Consider the following 25,131-nt stretch of genomic DNA (forward strand, 5'->3'; position numbering starts at 1 on the left):
CGGTAGATGCCGATGAAGTTGATCACGGTCAGGACAATGTTCTGGTACATGAGCGGGGCCTCGTCATCCGAGAGGCCGATCATGACCCAGCATGTGGAAGAGACCGCAAACACGATAAAGGCGAAGCCGGTAATGCGTCGCCCAAGATCGGCCGACACCATGATGGCCGCGACAATGCCGGTGCCCATTGCGATCCATTCCAAACTCTCCGACATCAAGGCCCGCTTTCTGTTGTGATCATGCTCAGTGATCACAACAATGCCGGGCGAGCCGGGCAGTTCCGAAGCCTAGTCGAACACGACCACCTGCCGCGCGACCGTGCCCTTGTTGTCCTTGAGGTTCTGGAGGGCGCCGGTGATCCCCTCAAGACCGATCCGGTCAGAGACAAGATCATCAAGGTGCAGCTTGCCCTGTCTGTACAGTTCGATCAGGCGCGGGAAATCCACCCGGAACCGGTTAGACCCCATGATCGCCCCCTGCAGGCGTTTTTCTGTCGCAAGCAATTCAATGCCGGGGATCTCGATGTTAACGCCGGGCGAAATCATGCCGATCACGGTTGCCACGCCGCGTGGCCGCAGCATGTGGTAGGCCTGTTCAGCCGTCTGTTTCAGGCCGACGCATTCGAAGGAGTAGTGGACGCCGCCCTTGGTGAGTTCCTTGACGGCCTCAATCGCATTGACCTTGCCTGGATTGACGGTGTCGGTCGCGCCGAAACGGACAGCCATCTGGAGTTTCTCGTCTGACAGGTCTACCGCGATGATACGGCTGGCGCCTGCGATGGCTGCGCCATTGATCGCGGCAAGCCCGACGCCGCCACAGCCGAGGACGGCAACCGTGGAACCCGGCTCGACCTTGGCGGAATGAAAGACTGACCCGACACCGGTAATGACGCCGCACCCGATCAGGCAGGCCTTGTCCATTGGCATATCCTTGTCGACTGCGCATAGCGCGTTCTCATGGACGAGGATCTGTTCGGCGAAGGAAGAGAGGTTCAGGAACTGGCCGACTTTCTCGCCTTTGATGGACAGGCGAGGCGCTTCGGTGGGCTGGCGTTGGAACTGCTCCTTGTTCACCGTGTGACAGACGGACATGTGGCCTGTCAGGCAGTACTCGCAGGTGCCGCAGAAGGGCGACAGGATCGAGATTACATGGTCGCCCGGCTTGACCGCTGAGACCATGGAGCCGACTTCTTCCACGATGCCGGCGCTTTCATGCCCGAGGATGACCGGCAATTCGGCGGGGAAGTTCCCGTCCCAGAAATGCACGTCCGAATGGCAGACGCCGACCGCCTTCAGCCGGACCAGCACTTCGCGCGGTCCGGGCTTGGAAATCGTGACATCTTCGATGGATAGCGGCGCATTGGGCGCGCGCATGACAGCAGCCTTCATGGGTCTTCCTCCTTTGGCCCGGTCTCCGCGCTCTTGCTGGCGCAGATGACCGAATATGGGAGGAAGTGTCCCTCAGAATGCGCTGCCTGAACAGGCCCTACGCAGGGGCAGGGGTTATTCGGTGGGCGCGGCCACAAGACCGGAAGCGCGACCCATGACGTGGAAGATCTCGTTCTGCTCCATCACACCGGAGACCAGTTCCGACCCAGGGCCGGTTGCGAAGATGGCCACATCATCACCCCCATGCGTTTCCGACGGCATGAAGACGAGGGAGGGTTGCTGGAAGTTCTTTTCGGTCGTGTCGATCTCGGAGAGGTCTTCTCGGGTGCAATCCGGTTCGCCGTCGACCAAATGACACGCGGTCATGCCGCTGGCATAGGAGAGCGTTGTGTAGGGTTTGCCGTCCTGTGCCTTCATCGGCGCGTTATCCAGCCCGCTGACGACTTTGCCGAGGATCGGATTGCCGCGCTTTGGATAGCCAGAAATCGTCATCGTGTGTGAATGGTCCGCCGTCACGATGATCAGCGTCTCGTCCGCATCGGTCATTTCCAGTGCTGCGGCGAGGGCCTGGTCCAGTTCATCGGTTTCCGACAGGGCCCGGGCGGCACTGACGCCATGATGGCCATGGTCAATTCGGCCGCCTTCGACCATCAGTACAAAACCGTCCTCATCCTGGGACAGGCGCGTGATAGCCGCCTTTGTCAGATCGACCAGAGAAGGTTCGCCAGCTGGGTCTTCATCCCGATCGAGCGCGAATTTCATGTGCGAGCCTTCAAACAGGCCGAGTACTTTTGCATTCGAGGCGAAGTCGATGGTCTCGAAACCAGCCTTGTCGGTGACATAGACATGGTCGGCGGACTTTGCGGTCCATTCGGCGGTCAGGTCGCGACCATCCGTGCGGCTTCCGGTGCGATTGGCGTCCTCGGCATCTGACTGTTCGGTCGTTGTGAAGGGCGCGCGGCCTCCGGCCATTGCCACTTCAAATCCGTCGCCTTCCGACCACTCGATGAATTGGCGGGCAATATCCTTGCAGTCGCCTGCGTCTCCGCCTTTCAGATCGCTGTCAGCTTCCCAGTCGCGGCTGGGGGTCTTGGCGAAGGTGGACGCCGGCGTTGCATGGGTCAGGCGGGCGGTGGAAACGAGACCCGTTGCGAGGCCTGACCGTTCGGCCAGTTCGAAAATTGACTCTGTCGTGCGCCCTTCGACGCTGGCGCAATTGCCGAAGCCGGCTTCCTTGAGGATGCCGAGCGTTCGTGAATTGACCTTGGCACCGGTCACCATCGCAGTTGCCGTCGAAGCGGAGTCGGAAACCTGATAGTCGTGACTGTAGGTTTTGGACAGGGCCATGTACGGCAGCGTGTCCATGGCCAGCGTATAGGACTCGCCGTCGAGTCCACGTTGTTGGCCAGCATAGATGCGGGCGGCGGTGATGGTCGGAATGCTCATGCCATCGCCAACGAAGAGGATGATGTTCTTCGCCGATTTTACGCCGCGCTCCTGAATGCGTGTTTCTACGGCTTCAGCGGCAGATTGATAATAGGAATCACTTGCCTGGATGGGTGTCGTGCCTTCGCGTAGCGGCGCCGATGAAGCTTCGCTTTGTGCCACGGCGGTATCAGACGGCGCTGAACAGCCCGCGACAGCAAGGACGGTGAGTGAAGCAAGGGATAGAGCAGCGCGGCGCATGATTAGTCTCCGGAATATCAGGTCTGGGGCGGGCATAGACTGAGTTCGTGACACTATTGCTGCACTCAGTCGATTGGATCCACCTTGTGGCCGCGCTGGGCCAGCCAGACCGCGACAAGAATGAGCATACCGCCGCCTGCCTGCAAGGTTGTGAGAGGTTCCTGAAAGAGATGCCAAGAAATCGCGGCAGCCATGACGGGCTGGATCAGGATGATGACACCCGCGATGGAGGTTGGCGTGCTGCCAAGCCCGGTGATGATCAAACCCTGACCGACGACGTGGATCACGATCCCGAGGAACAGGGGCACGGCGAAACCCGACAATTTCTCCGGCAGGAAGTTTTCGCCGAAAGCCATGACCATGATGGCTCCGACAATCACTTCCACAAGTGTCAGCCAGAACAAAGTCTCCAGACCGTTCAGTGTTCGCCGGGCGAGCTTCGAGCAGAGGAAATACCCCGATACGCTGATCGCCGCGATGATCGCAATCCGATCCCCGACAAAACTGGCTCCCCCTTCGGCGGTACCGCCGAGTGACAGGGCCGATGCGCCGCCAATCGCCAGGATTACGGCGAAGAACCACATCGGCGCGGGGCGCTCCTTCAGGAACAGCCATGCGAGGAAGCCGACGCAGACGTTTCCGAGATTCACGATGAAGGTGGCATTGGACACACTGGTCAGGGTGAGGGACCAGTGCCAGAAGCCAATGTCCACAGCGAAACAGATCCCGGCCAGGATGACATATATGTTCGGTTTGCGCGGAGCGCGCCGCTCGACCAGCAAGACGAGCGCAGTCAGCACGGGCAGGGCAAATGTGTAGCGCCAGAAAGCAATGGCCTGCGGGCCGAGGTCGTCGAGACCCAAGCGCAAGCCAATCGGCGCAAATCCGATCGCAACCGCGCCGCCAACCAACATAAGCACGCCGAGCCATTCCCGGCGTGCCGGCGCTGTCATTTCTGTGGATGTCATTAAATGAGGCCCGTCATGGCGCGAATGTCTTCAGGCGTCTTGCCGTCTTCACGCCATGCGCGCAATCCCCGGTCCCCCGCGCGCTTGGACAATTTCTTGCCATCTGCCCCCAAAACGAGCGGATGAAACGTATAAAGAGGCTGTGGCCAGTCCATCAGCGCCTGCAGCAGGACATGTACCGATGTCATCTCCCGGATGTCTTCGCCGCGTATGACATGCGTGATCCCCTGCAAGGCATCGTCGTAGCAGCAGGCGAGGTGATAGCTTGTTGGCGTATCCTTGCGCGCCAGCACCACGTCGCCAAAGGGTGCGGGGTCAGCTTTCACCCTGTGCTGGCCGCACTTTGAGAAAACCGTATAGCTCAACGCATCATATACAGGGCCGAGTTGGGCGCGGGCAGCCGAGAGGGATAGCCGCCACGCATAGGCGTGTCCCCGGTCCAGCAGTTCCCGCTCCTTGTCCGCAGGGAGCGACTTGCCAGTGAAGCCGGCCGTATCGGGACTGGCCCCGGCAGGCAGCGCGGCGGCGATCTCTCGACGGGTCTTGAAGCATCGATAAACCAGCCCGCGCGCCTTCAGGGAGTTGAGCGCGGACTCATATTCCGCGAAGTGGTCGGACTGGCGTCGCACGGGGCCATCCCAGTCCAGTCCGAGCCATTCAAGATCGGCGAGAATGGAGGTTTCGTACTCTGGACGGCATCGAGTCTGGTCAATGTCTTCAATCCGCAACAGCACCTTTCCATCATGGGCGCGGGCAGTGTCCCAGACATGGAAAGCCGAGAGCGCGTGACCGAGATGCAAATGCCCGGTGGGGGACGGTGCGAACCGCGTGACAAATTCCCCGGCACCCATGCGACCCCCTGAATCAGCTTGTCTCTCAGGCAATCTAACCATCCCCCGCACAGGCTGAACAGCGTTTAGCTGTTGCAAGCACAGGGCAGGAACCGTATCGCACAGACATACAGGAGGTCATCTCGAATGCCTGTGGATACTTGGTTCACAACAGCCGAGCGCTGGTTCGAAACAAATGTGGTGGATGCGACAGAGCTCGCCACGTTTGGATTCGTGATGCTGTGTGTCCTGCTCGTTGCACTGGTCGTCCTGATGTTCAGCCTGCTGGGTTCGCTGTTGAAGACTTTGCGCAATGCGTCCGGGGCCCGGGCTGCGCGCAATGACAAGTCGCCCGGATACCGCGTGCTTGTCGCCCGCCCGGCTGGCAAAGGCTCGGGTCGCGCATGGAAATGGCTGCTCTCGGCGCTCAATTCCCACCTCTCCGAATTCAATTTCGGTGCGCCCCTGAAAGTGTTCCGCACGGGCACTATTCACGGCGGCATCGAAACGCGCGCGGTCCAGCGTGCCCGTCGGCGACTGGAAGTGGCAGATGCGGACATGCTGGTCTGGGCAGACAGGACGGGTCGGCGCGAAGATGGCTTTGTCATTCACGGCCTAAGCCGCGGTGGTGGCCTGACAGCCACGGAAGCGAAGCTGTTCACGCTGCTAATGCCCGGAAAGATGATCGACCTTGAGGGGCAGATGCCACGCGTGGCCGCTTACTTCCTTGCGCGGGAATTGCAGCCTGCGCTGGCCAATCCGCAATCCTTCCGGCCCGAAAAGATAAAGATCCTGTCTAATGCGCTGGCTGAAATCCTTGAGGACTCGCCTACGCTTCCGGTCGCTCTGCGCAGCCGTATCGAAGCCGATTTTTGCGCGTCTCTGGTGCACGTTGCCGAACAGTCTGGAGATATGGATGCGCTCGACCACGTGATCACGCTTCGGAGAATCCATCTCCAGGATATCAAGAGTGATGGCGACACATCGCGGGCCGTTCAGGCGCACATGGATCTCGGCCGGGCCCTGCTGGCGCGCGCGACAAACCAGTTCGATCGCAAGACCGTCGAGGAGGCGATCAGTCACCTCACCAAAGTGATTGAGGCCTTGCAGGCAGACCCGACCATAAAGCGCGCCCAAGCCGCTTCTGACGCCATGTACAAGGCGCAGAACCTGCTTGAGACACGCAAAAGGTTTGCCGTGAATTTCGGCGGCTAGCGCCAGCTTTCGCGATCAGGTCGACACACCCAGGCCGATTGGGCAGGACACGCCCGTGCCTCCAATCCCGCAATACCCGTTCGGGTTTTTTGCAAGGTATTGCTGATGGTATTCCTCGGCGAGATAAACCTTGTCCAGCGGCGCAAGCTCCGTTGTGATCTGGCTGGCATGACCGCTCTGGGCAAGCGACTTCTCATATACTGCGATCATCTCACGCGCAGTTTCGGCTTGTGCCTCGGATATCGTGTATATTGCCGAGCGGTATTGCGTGCCGATGTCATTTCCCTGACGCATTCCCTGGGTTGGGTCATGGCTTTCGAGGAACAGTTTCACGAGTGCGGCGAAGGTCACTTCGGCAGGGTTGAAAACCACTTCAACGATTTCCGTGTGCCCGGTCCCGCCTGAGCAGACTTCTTCATAGGTCGGGTTCGGGGTCGATCCGCCAGCATAACCTACCCGGGTCAGCCAAACGCCATCCTGCTGCCAGAATACACGCTCAGCGCCCCAGAAGCAGCCGAGGGCGAATACGGCCGTTTCGTATCCCGCCGGAACGGGGCCCTGCAGGTCACGGTCGAATACATAATGCGTGGTGGCGGTCGGGATCGGATCGGGGCGGCCGGGCAGGGCGCTCTCGGCATCCGGGATGGTCAGTTTTTTCTTCGAGAACAACATGAGGGGTCTCCCTTTCTGTGTCTCATATGGGTTTGTCTGCCGGGAACGGCAATCACAGTCTTGCGATCTTGCAGGCCTTCGGTTATTGGCTCCCCTCTGCTGAGTACGGTGAGGTGGCCGAGTGGTCGAAGGCGCACGCCTGGAAAGTGTGTAGGCTAGCAATAGTCTCCAGGGTTCGAATCCCTGTCTCACCGCCAGCAGATCCCAGGTCCAAACGATGCGTTCGTCAAGGCTGAGGGCGTTCAGGACTCTACTGTCGTCGGCGATATGCTGAGCGCACAAGAATCCAATAAGTAGATTGTAATCCCTTTTGAATTGTCTTGATATCCGGTTGCTTTCAGGCGACATCGACATTGTTAGAATTAAGCTTGGAGCCAGCCGGGAAAGATTACCTGAACATCGGGGTTGCTGCCGGTGCCAACGTTATCATACGGTCGCCTACCTTTTCGGAAGAGAAGGCGGCGTGGGAATGTGAATTTTCAATCAAGGGATCGGAAAGTGAATTCCATTCGAGCTTATTCGGAGTCTCTGAACTGCAAGCCGTCGAATTGGTTATAGGTTTCATCAACAAGATGTTCCCTTAAGGCCCTGAATCCACCAACTGTCGTTCCCGCGCGTCGCCGAGGTGAAGTTGCGGCAGTCTACCGTGCAGGCCGTGCGTCCTGCTTTTCCTTCTGAGCCGTCGGATGTTCTACCTTCTTTGAAGGGGACGCTTCAGGCTCGTGCGTCTGGTGACTGTCAGGCTTGGCGGATGCTTTCTGCGTTGGCCGGTCCGCTGTTTGCTTTTTTGCCGCCTTCACCGGTTGGGGTTTGTTGTCCTGCAGAAGTGGCGCGTAAATCCAATTCTCCGGCTGACCCGGGCCAGAGATCCGCGCCCAGTCACCTTTGGTGACATACATGGACACTTCCGCACCAAGGTTCAGTACAGTGATGATAGGGTTACTGACTCCAGGGCCGCCGCGCACGTTTACAGCTTCCGCTTTCACATAGCGGATGCCATGATGGCTGGCGGCGCTTTGCGGATTTTCGCGCGGGGCCTGGGCAGAGGCGATGGGCCCGAATGCGGCTGCGCTGGATACGAGGCCGATAGCGAGGAGGGTTTTCAACTTTTTATTCAGCATGGGATGAGTCCTGATCCTGAGAATGCGTGGTTCACCATGATTAGGAGATCCCTGTGCCGAGGGTTTGTCAGCTCCCCGGGAAATGGTGTCGGTGTGCAACATCGGTGTCCCCGGATTGGCGCCTCTGTGGCGACACTAAGGCGCGTGTTGAGGATCTGGCAATGTCAGACTGGAAACTCTGCAAATGCTTTATGGATTTTGAGCGAATGTTAACTAATTGTCGCAATTCTTGACGCTGAACCTTTAACCGTCCCTGCCAAGGATTAACGCCATGCTGATACGCGCAGCTGCCACTCTTGCCGGAACTCTCCTCATCGGACTTCCGGCGTTCGCCCAGGAACTCATCGTCGAGCAACAGGTTGAACGTGTGATCGTCATCGAAGACGAAGAGGGCGGATTGGAAATGGAGCTGCTGCCTGCTGAGGAAGTGAAGCCGGGTGAGCAGTTGTTTTATTCCGTGACATATTCAAACCCGGGCGAAACCCCGGCAAGGGACGCTGTTCTGACCTTGCCAGTGCCGGCAGATGTGAGCCTGCTCGAAGATTCTGCCATGGCCGAATATGATCAGGCCTCTGTTGATTTCTCCATGGACGGTGGGGCGACATACGTGCCGCGTGAAAAACTGATCGCGGAATCCGGTCTCGATGAGATCCAGCCGGTGAGCGTGCCCATGCCGGAAGAGATCACGCATATGCGCTGGACCTTCAATCGTGAGATTGGTCCGAAAGATTCAGGCAAGATTTTCTTTGCGGCGGTCCTCAAGGAAAATACGCGTCCCGTCAGCCCCTGAATTGACGGACGCAAGGCCGTTAGCGTAACGCCTGCGGCATGACACTCGTAAAAATCTGCGGCCTGACCGATCCCGACCTCGTGCGCTATACCGCGCAAGCCGGGGCAGACTGGATTGGGTTCGTGTTTGCCGAGGCCAGCCCGCGGCACGTAACGGAAGCAGCGGCGGCCAACCTTTTGATGCAGGTAGGGTCCGCCACGCCGGTGGCCTTGCTGGTTGACCCGGACGACGCGCAGATCGACCGGATCGTGGCGCTGGGGTTTCCGATATTGCAATTGCACGGTTCGGAATCCCCTGAGCGCGTCGCCGAAGTCAAGGCGCGGACGCGTCTGGAGATCTGGAAAGCCGTGGGAATTGACGATTCAGACGATCTGAAGCGGGCTGAGGCCTACACGGCAGCCGATCGGCTTCTGGTGGACGCGAAACCGCCTAAGGGCGCTGATCGGACAGGCGGGCACGGATTGTCATTTGACTGGAATTTGCTGAAAGGCTGGCAGAGACCGGCACCCTGGATTCTTGCTGGGGGGCTGACACCGGACAATGTCTCCGATGCCGTGCGTCTGACCGGTGCGCCAGCAGTGGATGTCTCTTCAGGCGTAGAGCGTGTTCGCGGCCTGAAGGACCGGGTACTGGTAAAGACATTCATCGACGCCTCAAAAAATTCATAACAAACCGATTGTTCCGTTTTTGTTCTGTGCTAATATGGCTCCTATTGGCAATGGGAGGACGTGTCATGTTTCCAGAAGAACTGACGAGTGTCGCTGGCAAGTTGGCGGAATGCTGCAATTCTGGCCGCGAGGCCGAAGCGCTGGAGACACTTTACGCACAAGATTGTGTGTCGGTCGAAGCGCTTGCAATGGGCGATGCGGGCCGCGAAGCTCAGGGGCTCGACGCCATCAAGGGCAAGCACGACTGGTGGTATGGTGCGCACGATGTGCACCAGGTCAGCGCCGAGGGGCCGTTCCTGTTTGGGGATGACCAATTTTCTCTCGTCTTCGACATGGATGTCACCAACAAGGAGTCCGGCGAGCGGATGCAAGCCAAGGAGGTTGGCGTGTATACGGTCAAGGACGGGAAGATCGTTCGAGAGGAATTTTTCTATTCCCCCATGGGCTGACGCGTCACGGGGCCGAGCGCATCGTCGCGCTTTCCTTGGCACGTCCTTCGGTCTAGATACGGGCCGGTAGTGCAAGGAAAGCAGGACGATGGATTTGCGGAACACATGGGATCAATGGCCAGATGCGAATGGCCGCTTTGGAGACTTTGGTGGGCGCTATGTCGCCGAGACATTGATGCCATTGATCCTCGAACTTGAGGCCGAATACCGCAAGGCCAAGGAAGATCCAGCTTTCAAGGCGGAAATGGACGATTTGTGGGCCCATTATGTCGGGCGTCCATCGCCTCTATATTTTGCGGAGCGGCTGACCGAGCATTTCGATGGCGCGAAAATCTATTTCAAGCGCGATGAGCTGAACCATACGGGCGCGCACAAGATCAATAATTGCCTCGGCCAGGTCCTGCTCGCCAGGCGTATGGGCAAGACCCGCATCATCGCCGAAACGGGCGCCGGTCAGCATGGTGTTGCCACGGCGACAATCTGCGCGCGCTTCGGACTGGATTGCGTTGTCTTCATGGGCGAGACGGATGTCGAGCGCCAGAAGCCGAACGTTTTCCGCATGAAACTGCTCGGCGCAGAGATCGTCCCGGTCTCTTCCGGCACAGGCACCCTGAAAGACGCAATGAATGAAGCACTGCGTGACTGGGTCACCAATGTCGAAGACACCTTCTACTGCATTGGCACGGCTGCGGGGCCCCATCCGTATCCGGAGCTTGTCCGCGACTTCCAGAGCATTATCGGCAAGGAGGCTCGCGCCCAGATGCTTGAGCGGGAAGGGCGCCTGCCCGACGCGGTCATGGCCTGTATCGGCGGTGGTTCGAACGCGATTGGCCTGTTTCACCCTTTCCTTGAAGATGAGGGCGTTCGCCTGATCGGCGTCGAGGCCGCTGGCCACGGAATTGAGACAGGAGAGCATGCTGCCGCGCTGAATGGCGGCAAGCCGGGCATCCTGCATGGGAACAAGACCTATCTCCTTCAAACCGATGACGGCCAGATCATCGATGCGCATTCGATCTCGGCGGGACTGGACTATCCGGGCATCGGGCCAGAGCACGCTTTCCTGAGAGATTCCGGTCGCGCTGAATACTTGTCGTGCACGGATAAGGAGGCGCTTGCAGCTTTCCAACTGTGCACGCGGCTTGAGGGTATTATTCCGGCGCTCGAGCCCTCACACGCCATCGCGCGCGTAGGTGAGGTCGCTCAGGCACTCGGCAAGGATGGGCTGATGATCCTGAACATGTGTGGTCGCGGCGACAAGGACGTTTTCTCGGTCGCCAAGGCCCTCGGCGTCGATATGTAGGGAAGAGGCCGATGATCTCGCATGTGACCTTGGGCACGAATGATCTGGAAAATGCAGCTGCCTTTTACGAGCCGATCATGCAGGCGCTTGGGAATCCGCGTGTACCATTCGAGCGGTCTGATCCGTTTATCATGTGGCGGCGTCCGGGCGATGACCGCCCGCTGGTCGCTTTGGTGCGGCCGTTCAATGACCAGCGACACGAGCCGGGCAATGGCCAGATGCTCGCCCTGCTCGCACCCGACCGGCCAAGCGTAGATGAGGCGCACGCAATTGCCATCTCTCGCGGCGCTCAGGATGAGGGTACCCCGTGCCTGCGCCCGCAATATCACGCGAATTATTACGGGGCATATTTCCGAGATCTCGATGGAAACAAGATTTGCATCGTTTGCCACGATCCTGATGGACGAGGCGGCTAGAAAATGTTCCCCTGCGCCTTCACTTTATCTTTTGTCGAGAGAGTAAATTGACTGATCTCCTTCTCATTCGAGTCACCTGTCCCTCCCGCCGCGTGGCCGAGGAAATTGGCGATGCGGCCATCGAGCACCGCCTTGCTGCCTGCGCCAATCTCGAAGGGCCGGTCTCGTCCACCTATCGCTGGAAGAGTGTGGTGGAGCAGGCCTTCGAATTCGTGTTGTGGCTGAAAGCGCCGAAAGCGAATTGGGATCGGATCGAAGCCCTCGTCCTGACGCACCATCCCTATGAAGTACCCGCTATGGTCGCATTGCCTTGCATTCAGGCGAATGCGCCTTATGAGGCATGGGTTCACGAGAATACGGACACCTGATGCCAACTTCCCGCATTACAGACACCTTCGCCCGCGCAAGCGGCGAATCCCGCGCCGTTCTGGTTTCCTACCTTATGGCCGGCGACCCCGACCTTGAGACGAGCTATGCTGCCATGTGCGCGCTGCGCGACAACGGCGCCGATATCATTGAGCTTGGCGCGCCCTTTACCGACCCGATGGCCGATGGGGCATCCATTCAGAAGGCGGGCTTGCGCGCGCTCGCCAATAAAACAAAGCTCGCTGACACGCTGGCGCTGGCGGCCCGGTTTCGCGCCGAGGACCAGACAACGCCTGTCATTATCATGGGATATGCCAATCCTGTGTTCCGCATGGGATATGTTGAGTTTGCCAAGGCGGCTCATGCGGCCGGTGTCGACGGAACGATCCTGGTAGATTTGCCGCCGGAAGAAGATGGCGAACTGCGCGAGGCCTATGCGCAATACGATCTTTCCGTGATTCGGCTTGCGACACCCACCACCCATGAAAACCGCATGAAAAAAGTTGCCGAAGGCGCCAGCGGATTCCTCTATTTCGTCGCTGTGACAGGCGTTACAGGCGCTGGCAGCGCGGATCCGCAGGCGATTGCCGGCAACATTGAAATGGCCAAACGTGTTTCAGGATTGCCGGTCTGTGTGGGTTTTGGCGTCAAAACTGGCGCTCAAGCTGCAGAAATGGCTAAAATTGCCGATGGGGTTGTCGTAGGCTCCGCTTTCGTGGAGCATGCAGAAAAGGCCCACGAATCGGGGGATTTTGCCAGTGCACCGCGGGGAATGGGCGCGTTGGCGAAGGAGTTGAGCTCGGCGATCAGAACGATCACCAAGCCTTAAGTGTTGATTGCCGCCGAGGAGGTTCTGGCATGAACTGGATTACCAAGGTCACCCCGCCGGGCCTGAAGACCATGCTCGCGAAGAAGGACACGCCCGACGATTTGTGGGTGAAATGTCCTCTGTCCGGCGAACTGGTCTACAAGACCGATCTGGAAGAAAACTGGCATGTCACACCTGCTGGCGCGCATCTGCGGATCAGCCCGCGCACCCGCCTGCGCCTCCTGTTCGATGATGAGCGCTGGGAGCCTTTGGCCCTGCCATCGGTTCCGCATGACCCCCTGAAATTCAAGGATGACAAGCCTTATCCGTCGCGCCTGAAGGCTGCGAAGGCCAAGATTGCGGCCCGGGACAAGAAAGAGTCCGAAAATGGTGGCGCACCGATCATCCAGGAAGACTGTATGGTGGCGGCCTATGGAAAGATCGGCGGCGTGCCCACGGTCGTATTGGTTCAGGATTTTGCCTTTATGGGCGGATCCTTGGGCATGGCGGCAGGGGAAGGCTTTGTAGCGGCTGCGCAGATGGCGTTGGCCCGCAAGGCGGGCTTTGTTGTGTGCACGGCGTCCGGTGGCGCTCGCATGCAGGAGGGCACGCTGAGCCTGATGCAGATGCCGCGCACGACGCTCGCGATCAATGAACTGGCCGAAGCCAAACTACCTTATATTGTGCTGCTGACTGATCCGACGTCGGGCGGCGTGTCGGCATCTTATGCGATGCTTGGCGATATCCATATTGCCGAACCTGGCGCAATGATCGCCTTTTCCGGCCCGCGTGTGATTGAACAAACCATTCGCGAAAGCCTGCCGAAAGGGTTCCAGCGATCCGAATTCCTGCGCGAAAAGGGTCAGGTGGACATTGTCTGCGACCGGCGCAAGCTGAAGGACACGATCTCAAATGTCCTGTCGATGCTGATGCCAAATGTGCGGCGCGCTGAAGATCGCCTGCCGGTTTCTCTGACGCCACCCAAAACGCATGCCGCCAAGACCCCAAACAAGAGTAAGGGCAGCTCTGCTTGATCGGTGACAGTTCGGCCCTGGCCGAGGCGCTGGGGCGGTTCGAAGGGCTATATCCAGACACGATTGAACTATCGCTCGGGCGCGTCTTGAATGCGCTTGAGTTGCTTGGGCGGCCGCAAGACAGGCTGCCGCCCGTGATACATGTGGCCGGAACCAACGGCAAAGGGTCCACCTGCGCCTTCATGCGGGCCATGATGGAAGCAGCGGGCCTTAGCGTTCATGTCTTTACCAGTCCGCACCTCGTGCGTTTCAACGAGCGTATCCGGCTCGCCGGTGAGATCGTGGATGATGCGCGCCTGATCGACTGGCTGGAGCGAACCCATGACGCGATCAAGGGGCAGGAGATCACACAATTCGAAGCGACGACGGCCACGGCCCTGCTCGCCTTCTCGGAAGTGCCGGCTGATGTACTGATTCTCGAAGTCGGACTTGGTGGCAGCTATGATGCGACCAATGTGATCGACCAGCCCGCGCTGAGCGTCATTACGCCGATCGACTTTGATCACAAGGCCTTTCTCGGCTCGGATATTCGCAAGATTGCGGGTGAGAAAGCGGGAATCATTAAGTCCGGTCGCCCGGCGCTGACCGCGATCCAGCGCAAGATCTGTGACAATGTCATCGTAAAACGGGCCGAAGATGTTGGCGCGCCGCTCTATCGCCTGAAAGTGCACTTCATTGATGCAATGCCGGAAGACCTTGGCCTGTTGGGCGAACACCAGCGGGCCAATGCGGCTCTGGCCGCCATGGCCGTGCAGCTGTTCGGGAATTCCACAATCATCGACCAGAATGCGATCTTCGAAGGCGCCCGCAACGTGGTGTGGCCTGCGCGTATGCAGCGCCTGAAAGACGGGCCGCTTACGGCGCTCGCTCCCGATCAGGAAATCTGGCTGGATGGCGGACACAATCCGCATGCGGCCCGCGCCATTGCGAGACAGCTGAACAACATGCCCGGGCGTACCGCACTGGTCGCAGCCATGCTCGCCTCCAAGGATGCGACCGGCTATTTCATGCCGTTCCGGCAGGTGCGACCTGAGGTCTTCACCTTGCCGAATGCGCCGGGTCATCAGGGCGCCGAGCCTCAGGCCTTGGCGGAAGCGGCCACCAATGCGGGGCTGAAAGCTGCCGCGTACGACAGTCTCGAAGCGGCGCTCAAGGCTGCGGCGACAACCGGCGTCGACCGGATCCTGATTTGCGGATCTCTGTATCTGGCAGGGGAGGTGCTCGCGCAGAATGGTGAGCCGCCCGCCTAATCCCTATTCTGCGGCGAGTTTCAGCCCGTCGCCTTCATCATTCAGCGTTTCAGCGACCTTGTGCGCCAGTCGGCGCGCCACTTCGGTCTTGCCCATGCGGGGCCAGCGTTCGGATCCGTTCCGGGTGATCAGGGCAATCTCGTTTTCCGAGCCGCCCATCACATCCCCGGAGACATCATTGGCGACGATCCAGTCACAATTCTTGCGGGCGAGCTTCGCTTCAGCGTGTTCCTCGACATCATGCGTCTCTGCGGCGAAGCCGATCACCAGGGCGGGTCGGTTCTTGCGTTTGTTGGCCAGCGTCTTGAGGATATCCGGGTTTTCGGTCAGTTCCATGGACGGATGTTCGCTGCCTGCGCCCTTGATCTTCAGCTTCTTGGTTGCGGCCCGTGCCGGGCGCCAGTCAGCAACCGCGGCCACAGAAACGAATACATCAGCAGGCAGAGCGTCCTCGCAGGCCTTCAACATCTGGCGGGCAGTCTCGACCGGTACGAAATTCACTCCCCGTGGTGCGGGCAGGGCGACCGGACCGGAGACCAAAGTGACCTGCGCACCCAGACGCGCGAGCGCTTCGGCAATCGCATAGCCTTGCTTGCCGGAAGAATGGTTGGACAAGAACCGAACAGGATCCAGCGGTTCGCGTGTCGGGCCTGCTGTGACAAGCGCGTGGGTTCCCGCCAGTGCGCCGGTGGCGTCTCCTGCCAGCATGCGTTCGATTTCTTCGGCGATGACCGGAAGTTCCGGAAGGCGGCCAGGACCGAATTCACCGCAGGCCATCGCGCCTTCGTCCGGCTCCATCACCGTCACGCCATCCGCGCGGAGCGTTTCGACATTCCGCACCGTGGCTGGGTGCTGCCACATGCGCACATTCATGGCGGGCACGACCAGGACAGGTTTGTCAGTCGCCAGAAGTGTGGTGGAGGCAAGATCATTGGCGAGGCCACCTGCGGCCTTGGCCATCAGGTCTGCGGTAGCCGGGCAGACAACGACGAGATCGGCCGAGCGGGAAAGCTCAATATGGCCCATTTCCGCTTCGTCACTGAGGTTGAACAGCTCGGTATAGACCTTGTCGCCGGACAGGGCGGAGACCGAGAGAGGGGTGACGAATTCCTGGCCGCCCTTCGTCACGATGCACCGACAGGCAATGTCGCGCCGGCGCAACTCCCGGATCAGTTCCAGGCTCTTATAGGCGGCAATACCGCCGGAAATGATCAAAAGGATGCGTTTTTGCGTCATGGGCCGGGCTCTGTTTGTTACGCGTGTCTTATCGCAAATTTCTTGCCGTTACCCCATGAAATCCCTGTGAACTTGGCGGCTCGGTTAAGGTTTTCGCGGGTTTCAGCAGGGAAATGCCCGAAACTCGCTATTTCGCTGCCCAGATGCCCAGCGCAACCAAGACCGCGATGAAGCCAAACCAGCCCCACCAAGGCGCAAACCGGCGTGGAAGCGGCGGGGGCGAAACCGGTTCGAGTAGTGAGGCCTCAAATCTGTCCATGACTTCTGGCAGACGCTTCAACCGGTTGGTGATCTCTTTCACATTGCCTGCGACAAGTTTTGCGGCGCCCTCTGGACCAAAGCTGCGCCGGATCCACGTGCCGACCACGGGTTCGGACGCAAACCATATATTGTGCGACGGGTCGATCGCGCGGGCGACGCCTTCCACTTGGACCATGGTCTTCTGGAGCAGGACAAGTTCCGGACGCAGGGACATTCCGAATGTGTGCGTATAGTCGAACAATTGAAGCAGGACGCGACCCATCGAGACTTCTTCGGCCGGTTTGCCATGTACGGGTTCGCCGATGGAACGGAGAGCTTGTGCGAACTCCCCGATGGACTGGTTGGCCGGTACATAACCGGCCTCGAAATGGACTTCGGCAACACGGCGGTAATCGCGCTTCAGGAAGCCCCAAAGGATTTCGGCGAGGAAGCGGCGCTCGACCAGGCCGATCCGGCCAATGATTCCGAAATCCACCAGGGCCACCTTGCCTTCCGGCGTGATGATGAGATTGCCTTCATGCATGTCCGCATGGAACACGCCGTATTCGATCGCATGGGTCAGGAAGCCCTGCGTGATGTCGTTCGCCAATTTCTTGCGGTCGATGCCGGGACGGTCCAGCGCTTTTGGATCGGTGAGAGAAACTCCGTCGATCCAGTCGATGGTAAGAACCCGGCGACCGGTGCGGTCCCAATCGACGGAGGGAATGACGAAATGGCCGGATTTCTGGCTGATTTCGTGCATTTCGTCTGCGCCGCCTGCTTCGAGGCGCAGGTCGGTTTCGCGCATCATGGCATTCGCAATGGTTTCAGTGAAAGCCACAGGTTTCAGACGCTGGCTCTCGGCTGAGATGCCTTCGATGGTGCGCGCAGCGCGTTTCATGGCAGAAAGCTCCACCATCAATTTGTGCTCAATTCCCGGCCGCAGGATTTTCACGGCGCGTTCGCCTTCCGGCAGGGACATCTTGTGGACCTGCGCGATGGACGCGGCCGCAACCGGGTCTGACAATTCGGCAAACAGGCGCGCGGCGTCAGCCTCACCAAACTCTTCCGCAAGGGCGGCGCGCGCCGCTTTCATCGAAAAGGGCGGCAGCTTGTCCTTCAGACGGCCCAGATCCTGGGTGACTTCAGCGCCGAACACATCCGGGCGCGTGGCCAGAAACTGCCCAAGCTTGATATAGGCCGGTCCCAGCTTTTCCAACGCGCGGGCGAGGCGCTCGCCGGGGCGTCCCCGCGCGCCGCCACCAAAGACACGTAGCACCCGCCCGGCGATGCGGGCAGGCAGAGGCAGGCGGGTCTGGTAAGCGCCCGGCAGGATCACATCGTGTCGCGCGAGTGCTATGCCAGCGCGCATCAGGCGGCGATAATCTCCAATCAGTCCCATGCCATGCTCCGCGCGCCAACGGGAACCGGCAGGCCCGGACGGCGTTTGATGAGGGAAGATATGTTTACAGAGGAGGCTGTCATGGCCACTAAAAAAGCACCAAAAAACAAAGGAACTCTATACTTTGTGACGAGTGGACTGCTTGTGGCTGCAATGATTGCTGCGGCGATCTATTATGCCGAGCCGAGCCAAGCCCCAGACCAGCTGTTGCTGGACCCTGCACAGCGCTCCAGTCTGACGCCGGATTCGAGCCCAAGCTGACCCGCATCAGACCGCCCAGCCGAAGTGCAGGGCGGCGATGCCTCCCGAATAATTCGTGACACTCACACGAGAAAAGCCTGAATCTTCGATTTCTTTGCGGAAGGCGTCCTGTGTGGGAAATTTCCGTATTGATTCAACAAGATACTGATAACTATCGGCATCTCCCGCAATCAGGCTGCCGAGGCGCGGGATCACATTGAAACTGTATGTGTCGTATGCGGCCTGCAGGGCAGGGACCGTCATATGACTGAACTCCAGAACGGCCAATCTGCCGCCCGGTTTCAACACGCGGCGGAACTCCCGTAATCCTTCCAGACGATCCGCAAAATTGCGAATTCCGAACGACACGGTGACGGCATCGAATACTCGGTCGGGATAGGGCAATTTCTGGCCGTCGGCGCAAATCCAGTCTAGCCGACCTTCCCATTTAGCATTGTCCGCACGGGCTTTGCCTGCGTCCAGCATGGCATCATTGATGTCGGACACGATTGCGGTGGCGGGCGTGTCGATGCTCCTGCGCTTGCCCGCCTTGTCAGCCAAGGTGAGGAAGGCGCGTGCCAATTCGCCGGTGCCGCCAGCAACATCCAGATGGCGCTCGCCGGGCTGTGGGTTCACCTGATTCATCGCATCATGCTTCCAGAGGCGGTGGACGCCTGCGGACATGAGATCGTTCATCAGGTCGTAGCGGGACGCGACAGAGCGGAAGACGCCTTTCACGCGGGCGACCTTCTCCGTCTCGGTGACCTCTTCGAAGCCGAACGACACCTTGCGTTCCGTATCTCTATCTGCAGACATGCGCGCCACCATAGTTGCCTCGATCACCCTAGGCTATATGCCATAGCCATGCCTGAATTACCCGAAGTCGAGACAGTTCGCCGCGGACTTGCGCCAGTCATGGAGGGCCAGCGTATTGAGCGTCTTGTCCACAACCGGGCTGATCTACGGTTTCCCTTCCCCGACCGGTTCGCCGAACGCCTCAGCGGTGCGCGTATCACCCATCTGGGCCGCAAGGCGAAGTTCCTGACGCTTGCCCTGTCGACGGATGAGGTCCTCGTCATGCATCTCGGCATGACTGGACGGTTCACGGTGGCGGACGACAAACTCGGTGCGTTCCATCACGAGACCGGCACAGACCCACGCCATGACCATGTTGTCTTCCAGCTCGAAAGCGGCGCGCGCGTAACCTATAATGATCCGCGTCGATTTGGTTTCATGGAACTCTGGCCCGCGCAGCAGTTTCAGGCGTATCCAAGGTTAATGGCGATGGGGCCGGAGCCACTTTCCAATGGGTTTTCCGAGGCGTATCTGAATACAGTTCTGCGGGGGCGCAAGACGCCGATCAAATCGGCGCTGCTCGACCAGTCGGTGATTGCCGGGCTCGGTAATATCTATGTGTGCGAAGCGTTGTGGCGTGCGGGTGTATCCCCGCGCCGGAGTGCAGCGACCGTGCCGGGCCAGCGCGCCGCACGCCTCGTGCCAGCGATCAATGACGTTATAGCCGAAGCTATAGCGGCAGGCGGCTCATCCATCTCAGATTTCGCCAGCGCGAGTGGGGAGCTTGGCTATTTCCAGCACACTTTCGCCGTCTATGACCGGGAAGGGGACTCTTGCCGCAACTGCACCAAGCCGATCCAACGCATCGTCCAATCAGGTAGGTCGAGTTTCTTCTGTAGTGCCTGCCAACGCTAGGGACGAGATGGCCCCAGCGCGGCCAGAATCTGAATGGCTGTTTCCAGATCATCTGCCCGTACAAGGGAGTCGACGAGTTTTTTCGCCTCCCGCTTCAGCAAACCTATCTTTGCATGCTCAAGGTCGCGGACCTCGGGTGCCGCAGGAAATGGCTCGTAGAAATAGTTGATCGGCTTACCGAGGGCGATGGCCACGTCCCTCAACCTGCCAGCTGACAAACGACTGCGGCCGGCCTCATACTTCTGAACCTGCTGAAAAGTAAGGCCCAACTTTTCGGACAACGCCTCTTGCGTCATTCCCACTTCACGACGCGCCTGTCGGACTTGCCGACCGATAAAGCGGTCTGCATCTGTGGGTTTTCTTACGTCCTGGGGAGATGGGGCATGCGGCATCCTGGGTCCCTGAGGCCGGGTGTCTGACGCAATGCGCCGCGCACCCATTGAAATCAGGGGCTGACAATATTCAATCCTGAGTGGTTTTCAAGCCCAAAGAATGCCCGCACGCAACTTGCGATTGTGTGTCGAGTTGTGCTTTATCTTTCGAGGCGGCCAGAGCCAACATCCTCATGCAGGATGATCAATTGGGCCGACGACTATTTCGGATCAAGCCGAATGACGTCGTCTTCTGACGATGCCGGCTCTGCAGTATCGTCGGGAAGGGACAGGCCAAGCGAAGGAGCATCCTCGAACTGGCCTCCGCCAAAACCGCCGGACCCGATCAGCAGACCATCATCTTCGTCCGACTGCCCAATTCGCAAATTCAGCGTACCGCTGCCAGTGTCCTGAGCCGCTGATGAACTTGGCAGGTTCAGATTGAGGGAGCCCGTATATTCGTCCTCGACCTGGGCGGTCTCGGTAGCGACGACAGCTGCGTCTTCACTGCTGGAATTTTCAGAACAGGCCGTCCCTGCCAGACAGAAAGACACGATGGCGATAGACGTTGTCAGTTTCATGATCATGTCCCCATTCTTGCCGGGAGCTTCAGCGGCTCGCAAGCTTGTCTTGCACAACGTTCCAGAAATCGGCAGCGATATCAATGCCGCTGAGTTTCTTGATGGCCTGAACACCGGTGGGGGAGGTGACATTCACCTCGGTAAGACGCCCGCCAATCACGTCGATGCCCGTCAGGACGAGTCCGCGACGTTTCAATTCCGGCCCGATGGCTTCGCAAATCCGCATATCCGCGTCGCTCATATCTGTCTCCTCGGCCGTACCGCCGACAACGAGGTTCGATCGGACCTGACCTTCCTTGGGGCGCCGGTTGAGCGCGCCGGCGGCTTTGCCATCGATCAAGATGATGCGCTTGTCGCCCTCACTGACGGCCGGCAGAAATGCCTGAACCATGACCGGTTCACGCGAGCGACTGAAGAAGAGCTCAGTCAACGAGTCGAAATTGGAATCGTCCTGCTTCAGGCGAAACACGCCTGCGCCGCCATGCCCATAGAGCGGCTTGATGATGATGTCCTTGTGCTCTGCGCGGAAGGCTTCGATGACAGACAAGTCGCGCGACATAAGGGTTGGCGGCATCAGGTCTGGATACATTAGCGGGAAAATCTTTTCTGGACTGGATCGGACGCCAGCCGGGTCGTTCACGACGAGGGTTTCATCTGCGATTTCCTCAAGCAGATGGCAGGCCGTGATATAGCTCATGTCAAAGGGTGGGTCCTGACGCATCAAGATGACGTCAACGTCTTTTGCAAGATCCAGCCGAACGGGCGCATCAAACAGGCCGGGTGCGTCCTTCACACGTTGAACGCGCGCGGGTCGAACCAAGGCCGTTACGCGGCCTTGCTCGATGCTCATGTCATCGGGACCGTAGACGAAAAGCTCCATGCCGCGCGCTTGTGCGACTTCGGCCAGGGCAAAAGTGGTGTCTCCGTCGATATTGACGGATTCGAGCGGATCCATCTGGATCGCAACGCGAAGGCTCATGAGGCGGCTCCCTTCATGGGCCGCCGCCCGCGCGACCTGACCCGGCTAGTAATTGGCGCCGATCAGTTCCCCGTCGGCCTGATAGTCATATGAGGCATCGGGTGCTGTTTGATAAGGGGGCGTGCCCTGCGTCGTTGGCGCGGCTTGTTGGGTGCGGGTATTGTCACGAATGCGGACATAGGAAACCACCTGTTTCACGCCGCCCACCACACTGGCCTCCTCGGCTGCGCGCTTCAACTCCTCGGCCGACCGCGCGATGCCCATAAGGTAGACAACGCCATTATAGGTTTCGATGTTGAAGTTGAGGCTTTTGACCGTGCTGGACCCAACCAGGCGTGCGCGGACCCGACCCGTGATGACTTCATCGGAGACATTTGCGAGGAAACCGCCCGGAGGCTGGATACGAATTTCATTGGCGACATCGCGCGTGAGGTGAGAGGTCCAGGCGATACCTTCGGCTTTCACACGCTCTTCCGGAGTGTTTACGCGGCCGGAGAGCAGGACGAGTCCCCCGGTGACCTCCACATCGACCTCTCCAAACTTGTTTGCGCTTTCAGACAGGAGTTTACTCTTGATCTCATTCGACGCGGTGGCATCGTCCACAGCTTCACCGAGCGATTTCTCCTGGGCGGCGGCAACGCCAACGGCCCCGGCGGTGCCAAGCGCTGCAACGGCGCAACCCCCGAGCGGCAAAGCAAACAAAACGGCGGCAGCAGCAAATTGCATGCGCATGAAACTCTACTCCATCAGCAACAAGAATGACGTCGGAATATGCCCTGAACATGCGGCGAAAATCTGGCAAACTGCGCATAAGGTGCAATTTGGTGCGAATTCAGACTCGATATGACGGCGACAGACCTTTAATGGCTGGTTGTTCGGCCCCGTAGATGCTATTATCTGAAGAGGACGTAACAAGAAGGAACCGGACCCCTGACCCCCAGCGCCCCGCGGCTCCAGCCCGCCCAGCAGGCCACGCTCGAAGAAATCCGTAATGTGGCCGAAGCCCTCGCCAAGGCCCTTGAGGATGACAAGGCTGAAGACATTCTCTTCATTGACCTTGATGGAAGATCTTCGCTCGCAGATTTCATGATCATCGCATCCGGTCGTTCCGGCCGGCATGTTGCGGCTCTCGCAGACCATCTTGCACAAGACGTAAAGAAACTGACCGGTCGCCCGGCCAGTGTCGAAGGTATGCCGAATGCAGATTGGGTGCTGATCGATACCGGGGATGTCATCGTCCACCTGTTCCGCCCGGAAGTCCGGGAATTCTATAATCTCGAAAAGATCTGGGCATCTGACAATGCCCATCGTGCGCCAGCCAATTAGCGGGCGACCATGCGGATCATCTTTCTGGTCGTCGGGCGGCTAAAGGCCGGGCCGGAACGCGAACTTGTCGATGAATATATCAAGCGTGCAGGGCCGATCGCACGATCCCTCGGCTTTCGCGGCATTGAAGAGATCGAAGTGCCCAGCGGCGGCGGACTGGACGCTGAAGCGGACCGGATTCTCGCCAAACTACCGTCAGGTGCCAAATGTATCCGACTGGACGAGTTCGGACGGGCACAAAGATCTCGCGAATTTTCTGAAAATCTCGCCAAATGGCGCGATCAGGGCGTGCCTGACCTCGTTTTCCTGATTGGGGGAGCCGAGGGCTATGGCGACGCGGTGAAGTCAGCCGTTCCGGATACTCTGGCTTTTGGACCCCAGACCTGGCCACATCGTTTTGTCAGGGTGATGGTGACAGAGCAGGTTTACCGCGCTGTATCGATCCTCGCCGGGACGCCTTATCACAAGGATTAAGGCTCAACCTGCGTAGAGTGAAGGCTGTGGCATCAGGACCATGGCAAATGTTACGGCCGCGATTACCCCTAAAACGGCAACAGACAATAGTCGTGTGATGGATATGGGATGGCTCACGGGATCGTCCTTTCTGGTCGCTTGGGCTCCAGATGGTGCCTCGATACATTGATGAACACTCTTGTAACGGAATAGGTTCCATGCGCGGCACGCATGAGGCGATTTCAGGGCAGAGCCTTACACTTTGTTGATCCTTGCAATTTCCCGGCCTAGAGCAGTAGTCGACCGAACTAGCGCGGTGGGAGGCGGTTACCATGTCGGGATTGAAGGACTTCCTGAAAGTCTATTGGCCTCTGGTCGTCGTTGCCTTTGCGGGCGTGCTCCTGGCTCTGGTGCTGATGGACCCTGCGCCACCGAAAACCATCCGGTTCGCCGCTGGCAGCCCGGGCGGTGCCTATCATGCCTTTGCAGAACGCTATCAGCGTCTTCTCGCTGAAGAGGGGGTGGAGGTTGTGCTGGTGGAGACGCAGGGCTCAATCGACAATCTGCGCCTGCTGGATGATTCCGAGGTTGATGTCGGCCTTGTGCAGGGCGGACTCTCAACTGTGTCCGATGAGGAAGAGTTGCGCTCAATTGGAGGACTGTTTCCGGAGCCTTTCTGGGTGTTTGTCCGGAATGATGTTCCCGCTGACACGTTGGGCGATCTTCACGATGCTCGAATGGCAGTTGGCGGTGCCGGGTCAGGCACGCGCATGCTCGCCCTGGAGCTAGAGGCCGATTACGGGGGCGAATGGGATGAAACGTCTCGGCTGCCGCTTTCGGGCAATGCGGCGGCGGACGCCCTGCTGTCCGGGAGTCTGGACGCTGCTGCTTTCTCTGCCTCGGTGGAGGCATCTTATGTGGACCGATTGCTGAACAGTCCGGATGTTGTCCGACTGCTTCCGTTTGACCGCGCTCCGGCCCTGGCGCGCCGACACGAGGCGCTGTCAGATATTGTCCTTCTGAGAGGCGTTGTGGATATCGGCAAGAATCTGCCAGCAACAGACATCCCCCTGGTCGCACCTGTCGCTCAACTCGTCGTCCGCAAGGACTTGCACCCGGCCATCGAAGCGCTTCTCATAGATGCTGCAACGGCGATTCATTCCCAAGGTACGCTGCTGGCCCCGGCGGGGGAGTATCCTGATCCGGACCTGATCGATCTGCCCATCAGCGAACAGGCACGTCGATACTACAAGGACGGTCCGTCATTCCTGCGCCGTTACTTTTCGTTCGACGTCGCGAATTTTCTGGACAGGGCCTGGGTGCTTGCAATCCCGTTGCTGACCTTGCTCTTCCCGTTGGTCCGGGTCGCACCCCCCATCTATCGCTGGCGTGTGCGCCGGAAAATCTATGTCTGGTATGAAGACTTGCGTGCGCTCGAAGAGCGTGGACGTTCGACGGACAACAAGGCGGAACGTGACAAGGTGCAGGAGGAACTCGAAACCCTGCAGGCAGAAATCGGTGCCGTTGAAGTGCCGCTTTCCTATACGGACGATCTTTACCGGCTTCGCAGTCATGTCGAGTTCGTCAAGCAACTGGTGCGTGAGCGAAATCCGGTGAAGGTTGCCGGCTGAC

30 protein-coding genes and 1 tRNA gene are annotated in these 25,131 nt (G+C 59.1%); 17 read left to right on the forward strand and 14 right to left on the reverse strand.

What is annotated here, in order from left to right; translation table 11 throughout:
- The 5 genes from B2344_RS06290 to gluQRS all read right to left on the reverse strand — a co-directional run.
- A partial coding sequence (locus B2344_RS06290) for a hypothetical protein (RefSeq protein ID WP_290484860.1) occupies positions 1 to 215 on the reverse strand: 215 nt, incomplete at its 3' end.
- A gap of 72 nt (positions 216 to 287) precedes the next feature.
- Positions 288 to 1,388 (reverse strand): Zn-dependent alcohol dehydrogenase, encoded by a 1,101-nt coding sequence (locus tag B2344_RS06295; protein ID WP_290484861.1) that lies wholly within the window; start codon positions 1,386 to 1,388, stop codon positions 288 to 290.
- 114 nt (positions 1,389 to 1,502) lie between these two features.
- The gene (locus B2344_RS06300) at positions 1,503 to 3,074 is read right to left on the reverse strand and encodes an alkaline phosphatase (RefSeq protein ID WP_290483293.1); all 1,572 of its coding nucleotides are present in this window, start codon (positions 3,072 to 3,074) and stop codon (positions 1,503 to 1,505) included.
- Between the two features lie 65 nt (positions 3,075 to 3,139).
- Positions 3,140 to 4,042 carry a DMT family transporter gene (locus tag B2344_RS06305; RefSeq protein ID WP_290480397.1) on the reverse strand — a complete coding sequence of 301 codons (903 nt, stop codon included), beginning with the start codon at positions 4,040 to 4,042 and terminating at the stop codon, positions 3,140 to 3,142.
- On the reverse strand, positions 4,042 to 4,893 hold the full coding sequence (gene gluQRS / locus B2344_RS06310) for a tRNA glutamyl-Q(34) synthetase GluQRS (protein ID WP_290484862.1): 852 nt from the start codon (positions 4,891 to 4,893) through the stop codon (positions 4,042 to 4,044). Before gluQRS ends, B2344_RS06305 begins: the two co-directional genes overlap by 1 nt.
- Positions 4,894 to 5,019: 126 nt before the next feature.
- Between gluQRS and B2344_RS06315 the strand changes: the two genes are divergently transcribed.
- A complete protein-coding gene (locus B2344_RS06315) occupies positions 5,020 to 6,087 on the forward strand; it encodes a hypothetical protein (RefSeq protein WP_290483295.1) in 1,068 nt (355 codons plus the stop codon).
- A gap of 15 nt (positions 6,088 to 6,102) precedes the next feature.
- Here the strand turns inward: B2344_RS06315 and msrA are convergent, their stop codons facing one another.
- Positions 6,103 to 6,759 carry a peptide-methionine (S)-S-oxide reductase MsrA gene (gene msrA, locus B2344_RS06320; protein ID WP_206991910.1) on the reverse strand — a complete coding sequence of 219 codons (657 nt, stop codon included), beginning with the start codon at positions 6,757 to 6,759 and terminating at the stop codon, positions 6,103 to 6,105.
- A gap of 107 nt (positions 6,760 to 6,866) precedes the next feature.
- On the opposite strand from msrA, the gene B2344_RS06325 reads away from it, so the two are divergent.
- Positions 6,867 to 6,956, forward strand: a tRNA-Ser gene (locus B2344_RS06325).
- 171 nt (positions 6,957 to 7,127) lie between these two features.
- Positions 7,128 to 7,343 (forward strand): DUF6968 family protein, encoded by a 216-nt coding sequence (locus tag B2344_RS16000; RefSeq protein ID WP_414651602.1) that lies wholly within the window; start codon positions 7,128 to 7,130, stop codon positions 7,341 to 7,343.
- 57 nt (positions 7,344 to 7,400) lie between these two features.
- Here B2344_RS16000 and B2344_RS06330 read toward each other — a convergent pair whose 3' ends face one another.
- Complete coding sequence (locus B2344_RS06330) at positions 7,401 to 7,880, reverse strand: SH3 domain-containing protein (RefSeq protein ID WP_290484863.1); 480 nt, start codon at positions 7,878 to 7,880, stop codon at positions 7,401 to 7,403.
- Positions 7,881 to 8,151: 271 nt separating this feature from the next.
- Here B2344_RS06330 and B2344_RS06335 point away from each other — a divergent pair, with 271 nt between their 5' ends.
- The 9 genes from B2344_RS06335 (at position 8,152) to B2344_RS06375 (ending at position 14,961) form a co-directional block, all read left to right on the forward strand.
- Entirely contained in the window at positions 8,152 to 8,670 is a 519-nt protein-coding gene (locus B2344_RS06335; protein WP_290483296.1) for a hypothetical protein, read from the forward strand.
- 38 nt (positions 8,671 to 8,708) lie between these two features.
- Positions 8,709 to 9,338 carry a phosphoribosylanthranilate isomerase gene (locus B2344_RS06340; RefSeq protein ID WP_290480401.1) on the forward strand — a complete coding sequence of 210 codons (630 nt, stop codon included), beginning with the start codon at positions 8,709 to 8,711 and terminating at the stop codon, positions 9,336 to 9,338.
- A 65-nt stretch (positions 9,339 to 9,403) separates the two neighbouring features.
- Positions 9,404 to 9,787, forward strand: a complete 384-nt coding sequence (locus B2344_RS06345) for a nuclear transport factor 2 family protein (RefSeq protein WP_206991915.1) — start codon at positions 9,404 to 9,406, stop codon at positions 9,785 to 9,787.
- Between the two features lie 88 nt (positions 9,788 to 9,875).
- Positions 9,876 to 11,087 (forward strand): tryptophan synthase subunit beta, encoded by a 1,212-nt coding sequence (gene trpB / locus B2344_RS06350; protein WP_290480402.1) that lies wholly within the window; start codon positions 9,876 to 9,878, stop codon positions 11,085 to 11,087.
- An 11-nt stretch (positions 11,088 to 11,098) separates the two neighbouring features.
- Positions 11,099 to 11,503 carry a VOC family protein gene (locus tag B2344_RS06355; protein ID WP_034817580.1) on the forward strand — a complete coding sequence of 135 codons (405 nt, stop codon included), beginning with the start codon at positions 11,099 to 11,101 and terminating at the stop codon, positions 11,501 to 11,503.
- A 47-nt stretch (positions 11,504 to 11,550) separates the two neighbouring features.
- Positions 11,551 to 11,871: a divalent-cation tolerance protein CutA gene (gene cutA / locus B2344_RS06360; protein ID WP_290484864.1), complete on the forward strand. Its 321-nt coding sequence runs from the start codon at positions 11,551 to 11,553 to the stop codon at positions 11,869 to 11,871.
- Positions 11,871 to 12,698, forward strand: coding sequence for a tryptophan synthase subunit alpha (trpA, locus tag B2344_RS06365; protein ID WP_206991918.1), 828 nt, complete (start codon positions 11,871 to 11,873; stop codon positions 12,696 to 12,698). Before cutA ends, trpA begins: the two co-directional genes overlap by 1 nt.
- A 29-nt stretch (positions 12,699 to 12,727) precedes the next feature.
- Positions 12,728 to 13,711: an acetyl-CoA carboxylase carboxyltransferase subunit beta gene (locus B2344_RS06370; RefSeq protein ID WP_034817593.1), complete on the forward strand. Its 984-nt coding sequence runs from the start codon at positions 12,728 to 12,730 to the stop codon at positions 13,709 to 13,711.
- Positions 13,708 to 14,961, forward strand: coding sequence for a bifunctional folylpolyglutamate synthase/dihydrofolate synthase (locus B2344_RS06375; RefSeq protein ID WP_290484865.1), 1,254 nt, complete (start codon positions 13,708 to 13,710; stop codon positions 14,959 to 14,961). Before B2344_RS06370 ends, B2344_RS06375 begins: the two co-directional genes overlap by 4 nt.
- Positions 14,962 to 14,964: 3 nt before the next feature.
- On the opposite strand, the gene coaBC is transcribed toward B2344_RS06375, so the two are convergent.
- Both coaBC and ubiB read right to left on the reverse strand, forming a co-directional pair.
- The gene (coaBC, locus tag B2344_RS06380) at positions 14,965 to 16,197 is read right to left on the reverse strand and encodes a bifunctional phosphopantothenoylcysteine decarboxylase/phosphopantothenate--cysteine ligase CoaBC (protein ID WP_206991921.1); all 1,233 of its coding nucleotides are present in this window, start codon (positions 16,195 to 16,197) and stop codon (positions 14,965 to 14,967) included.
- 127 nt (positions 16,198 to 16,324) lie between these two features.
- Positions 16,325 to 17,839, reverse strand: a complete 1,515-nt coding sequence (gene ubiB / locus B2344_RS06385) for a 2-polyprenylphenol 6-hydroxylase (protein ID WP_290480405.1) — start codon at positions 17,837 to 17,839, stop codon at positions 16,325 to 16,327.
- 81 nt (positions 17,840 to 17,920) lie between these two features.
- Here ubiB and B2344_RS06390 point away from each other — a divergent pair, with 81 nt between their 5' ends.
- Positions 17,921 to 18,100, forward strand: a complete 180-nt coding sequence (locus tag B2344_RS06390; RefSeq protein WP_206991923.1) for a hypothetical protein — start codon at positions 17,921 to 17,923, stop codon at positions 18,098 to 18,100.
- A gap of 6 nt (positions 18,101 to 18,106) precedes the next feature.
- Here B2344_RS06390 and B2344_RS06395 read toward each other — a convergent pair whose 3' ends face one another.
- A complete protein-coding gene (locus B2344_RS06395) occupies positions 18,107 to 18,895 on the reverse strand; it encodes a class I SAM-dependent methyltransferase (RefSeq protein ID WP_067327364.1) in 789 nt (262 codons plus the stop codon).
- 48 nt (positions 18,896 to 18,943) lie between these two features.
- Between B2344_RS06395 and mutM the strand changes: the two genes are divergently transcribed.
- A complete protein-coding gene (gene mutM, locus B2344_RS06400) occupies positions 18,944 to 19,789 on the forward strand; it encodes a bifunctional DNA-formamidopyrimidine glycosylase/DNA-(apurinic or apyrimidinic site) lyase (protein WP_067327313.1) in 846 nt (281 codons plus the stop codon).
- On the opposite strand, the gene B2344_RS06405 is transcribed toward mutM, so the two are convergent.
- The 4 genes from B2344_RS06405 to B2344_RS06420 form a co-directional block, all read right to left on the reverse strand.
- Entirely contained in the window at positions 19,786 to 20,229 is a 444-nt protein-coding gene (locus B2344_RS06405; protein WP_067327316.1) for a helix-turn-helix domain-containing protein, read from the reverse strand. The two genes, mutM and B2344_RS06405, sit on opposite strands and share 4 nt — an antisense overlap.
- Before the next feature lie 152 nt (positions 20,230 to 20,381).
- The gene (locus B2344_RS06410) at positions 20,382 to 20,741 is read right to left on the reverse strand and encodes a hypothetical protein (protein WP_156486770.1); all 360 of its coding nucleotides are present in this window, start codon (positions 20,739 to 20,741) and stop codon (positions 20,382 to 20,384) included.
- A gap of 28 nt (positions 20,742 to 20,769) precedes the next feature.
- Entirely contained in the window at positions 20,770 to 21,720 is a 951-nt protein-coding gene (gene gshB, locus B2344_RS06415) for a glutathione synthase (protein WP_067327318.1), read from the reverse strand.
- Positions 21,721 to 21,765: 45 nt separating this feature from the next.
- On the reverse strand, positions 21,766 to 22,452 hold the full coding sequence (locus B2344_RS06420) for a BON domain-containing protein (RefSeq protein WP_051608048.1): 687 nt from the start codon (positions 22,450 to 22,452) through the stop codon (positions 21,766 to 21,768).
- A 261-nt stretch (positions 22,453 to 22,713) separates the two neighbouring features.
- On the opposite strand from B2344_RS06420, the gene rsfS reads away from it, so the two are divergent.
- The 3 genes from rsfS (at position 22,714) to B2344_RS06435 (ending at position 25,130) form a co-directional block, all read left to right on the forward strand.
- A complete protein-coding gene (gene rsfS, locus B2344_RS06425) occupies positions 22,714 to 23,046 on the forward strand; it encodes a ribosome silencing factor (RefSeq protein WP_231884219.1) in 333 nt (110 codons plus the stop codon).
- A 9-nt stretch (positions 23,047 to 23,055) separates the two neighbouring features.
- Entirely contained in the window at positions 23,056 to 23,520 is a 465-nt protein-coding gene (locus B2344_RS06430) for a 23S rRNA (pseudouridine(1915)-N(3))-methyltransferase RlmH (protein ID WP_067327323.1), read from the forward strand.
- A 311-nt stretch (positions 23,521 to 23,831) separates the two neighbouring features.
- Complete coding sequence (locus tag B2344_RS06435; protein WP_067327325.1) at positions 23,832 to 25,130, forward strand: TAXI family TRAP transporter solute-binding subunit; 1,299 nt, start codon at positions 23,832 to 23,834, stop codon at positions 25,128 to 25,130.
- Position 25,131 lies beyond the last annotated feature (1 nt).

The sequence above is a fragment of the Hyphomonas sp. UBA3195 genome, assembly GCF_002366485.1.
Taxonomy (GTDB): domain Bacteria; phylum Pseudomonadota; class Alphaproteobacteria; order Caulobacterales; family Hyphomonadaceae; genus Hyphomonas.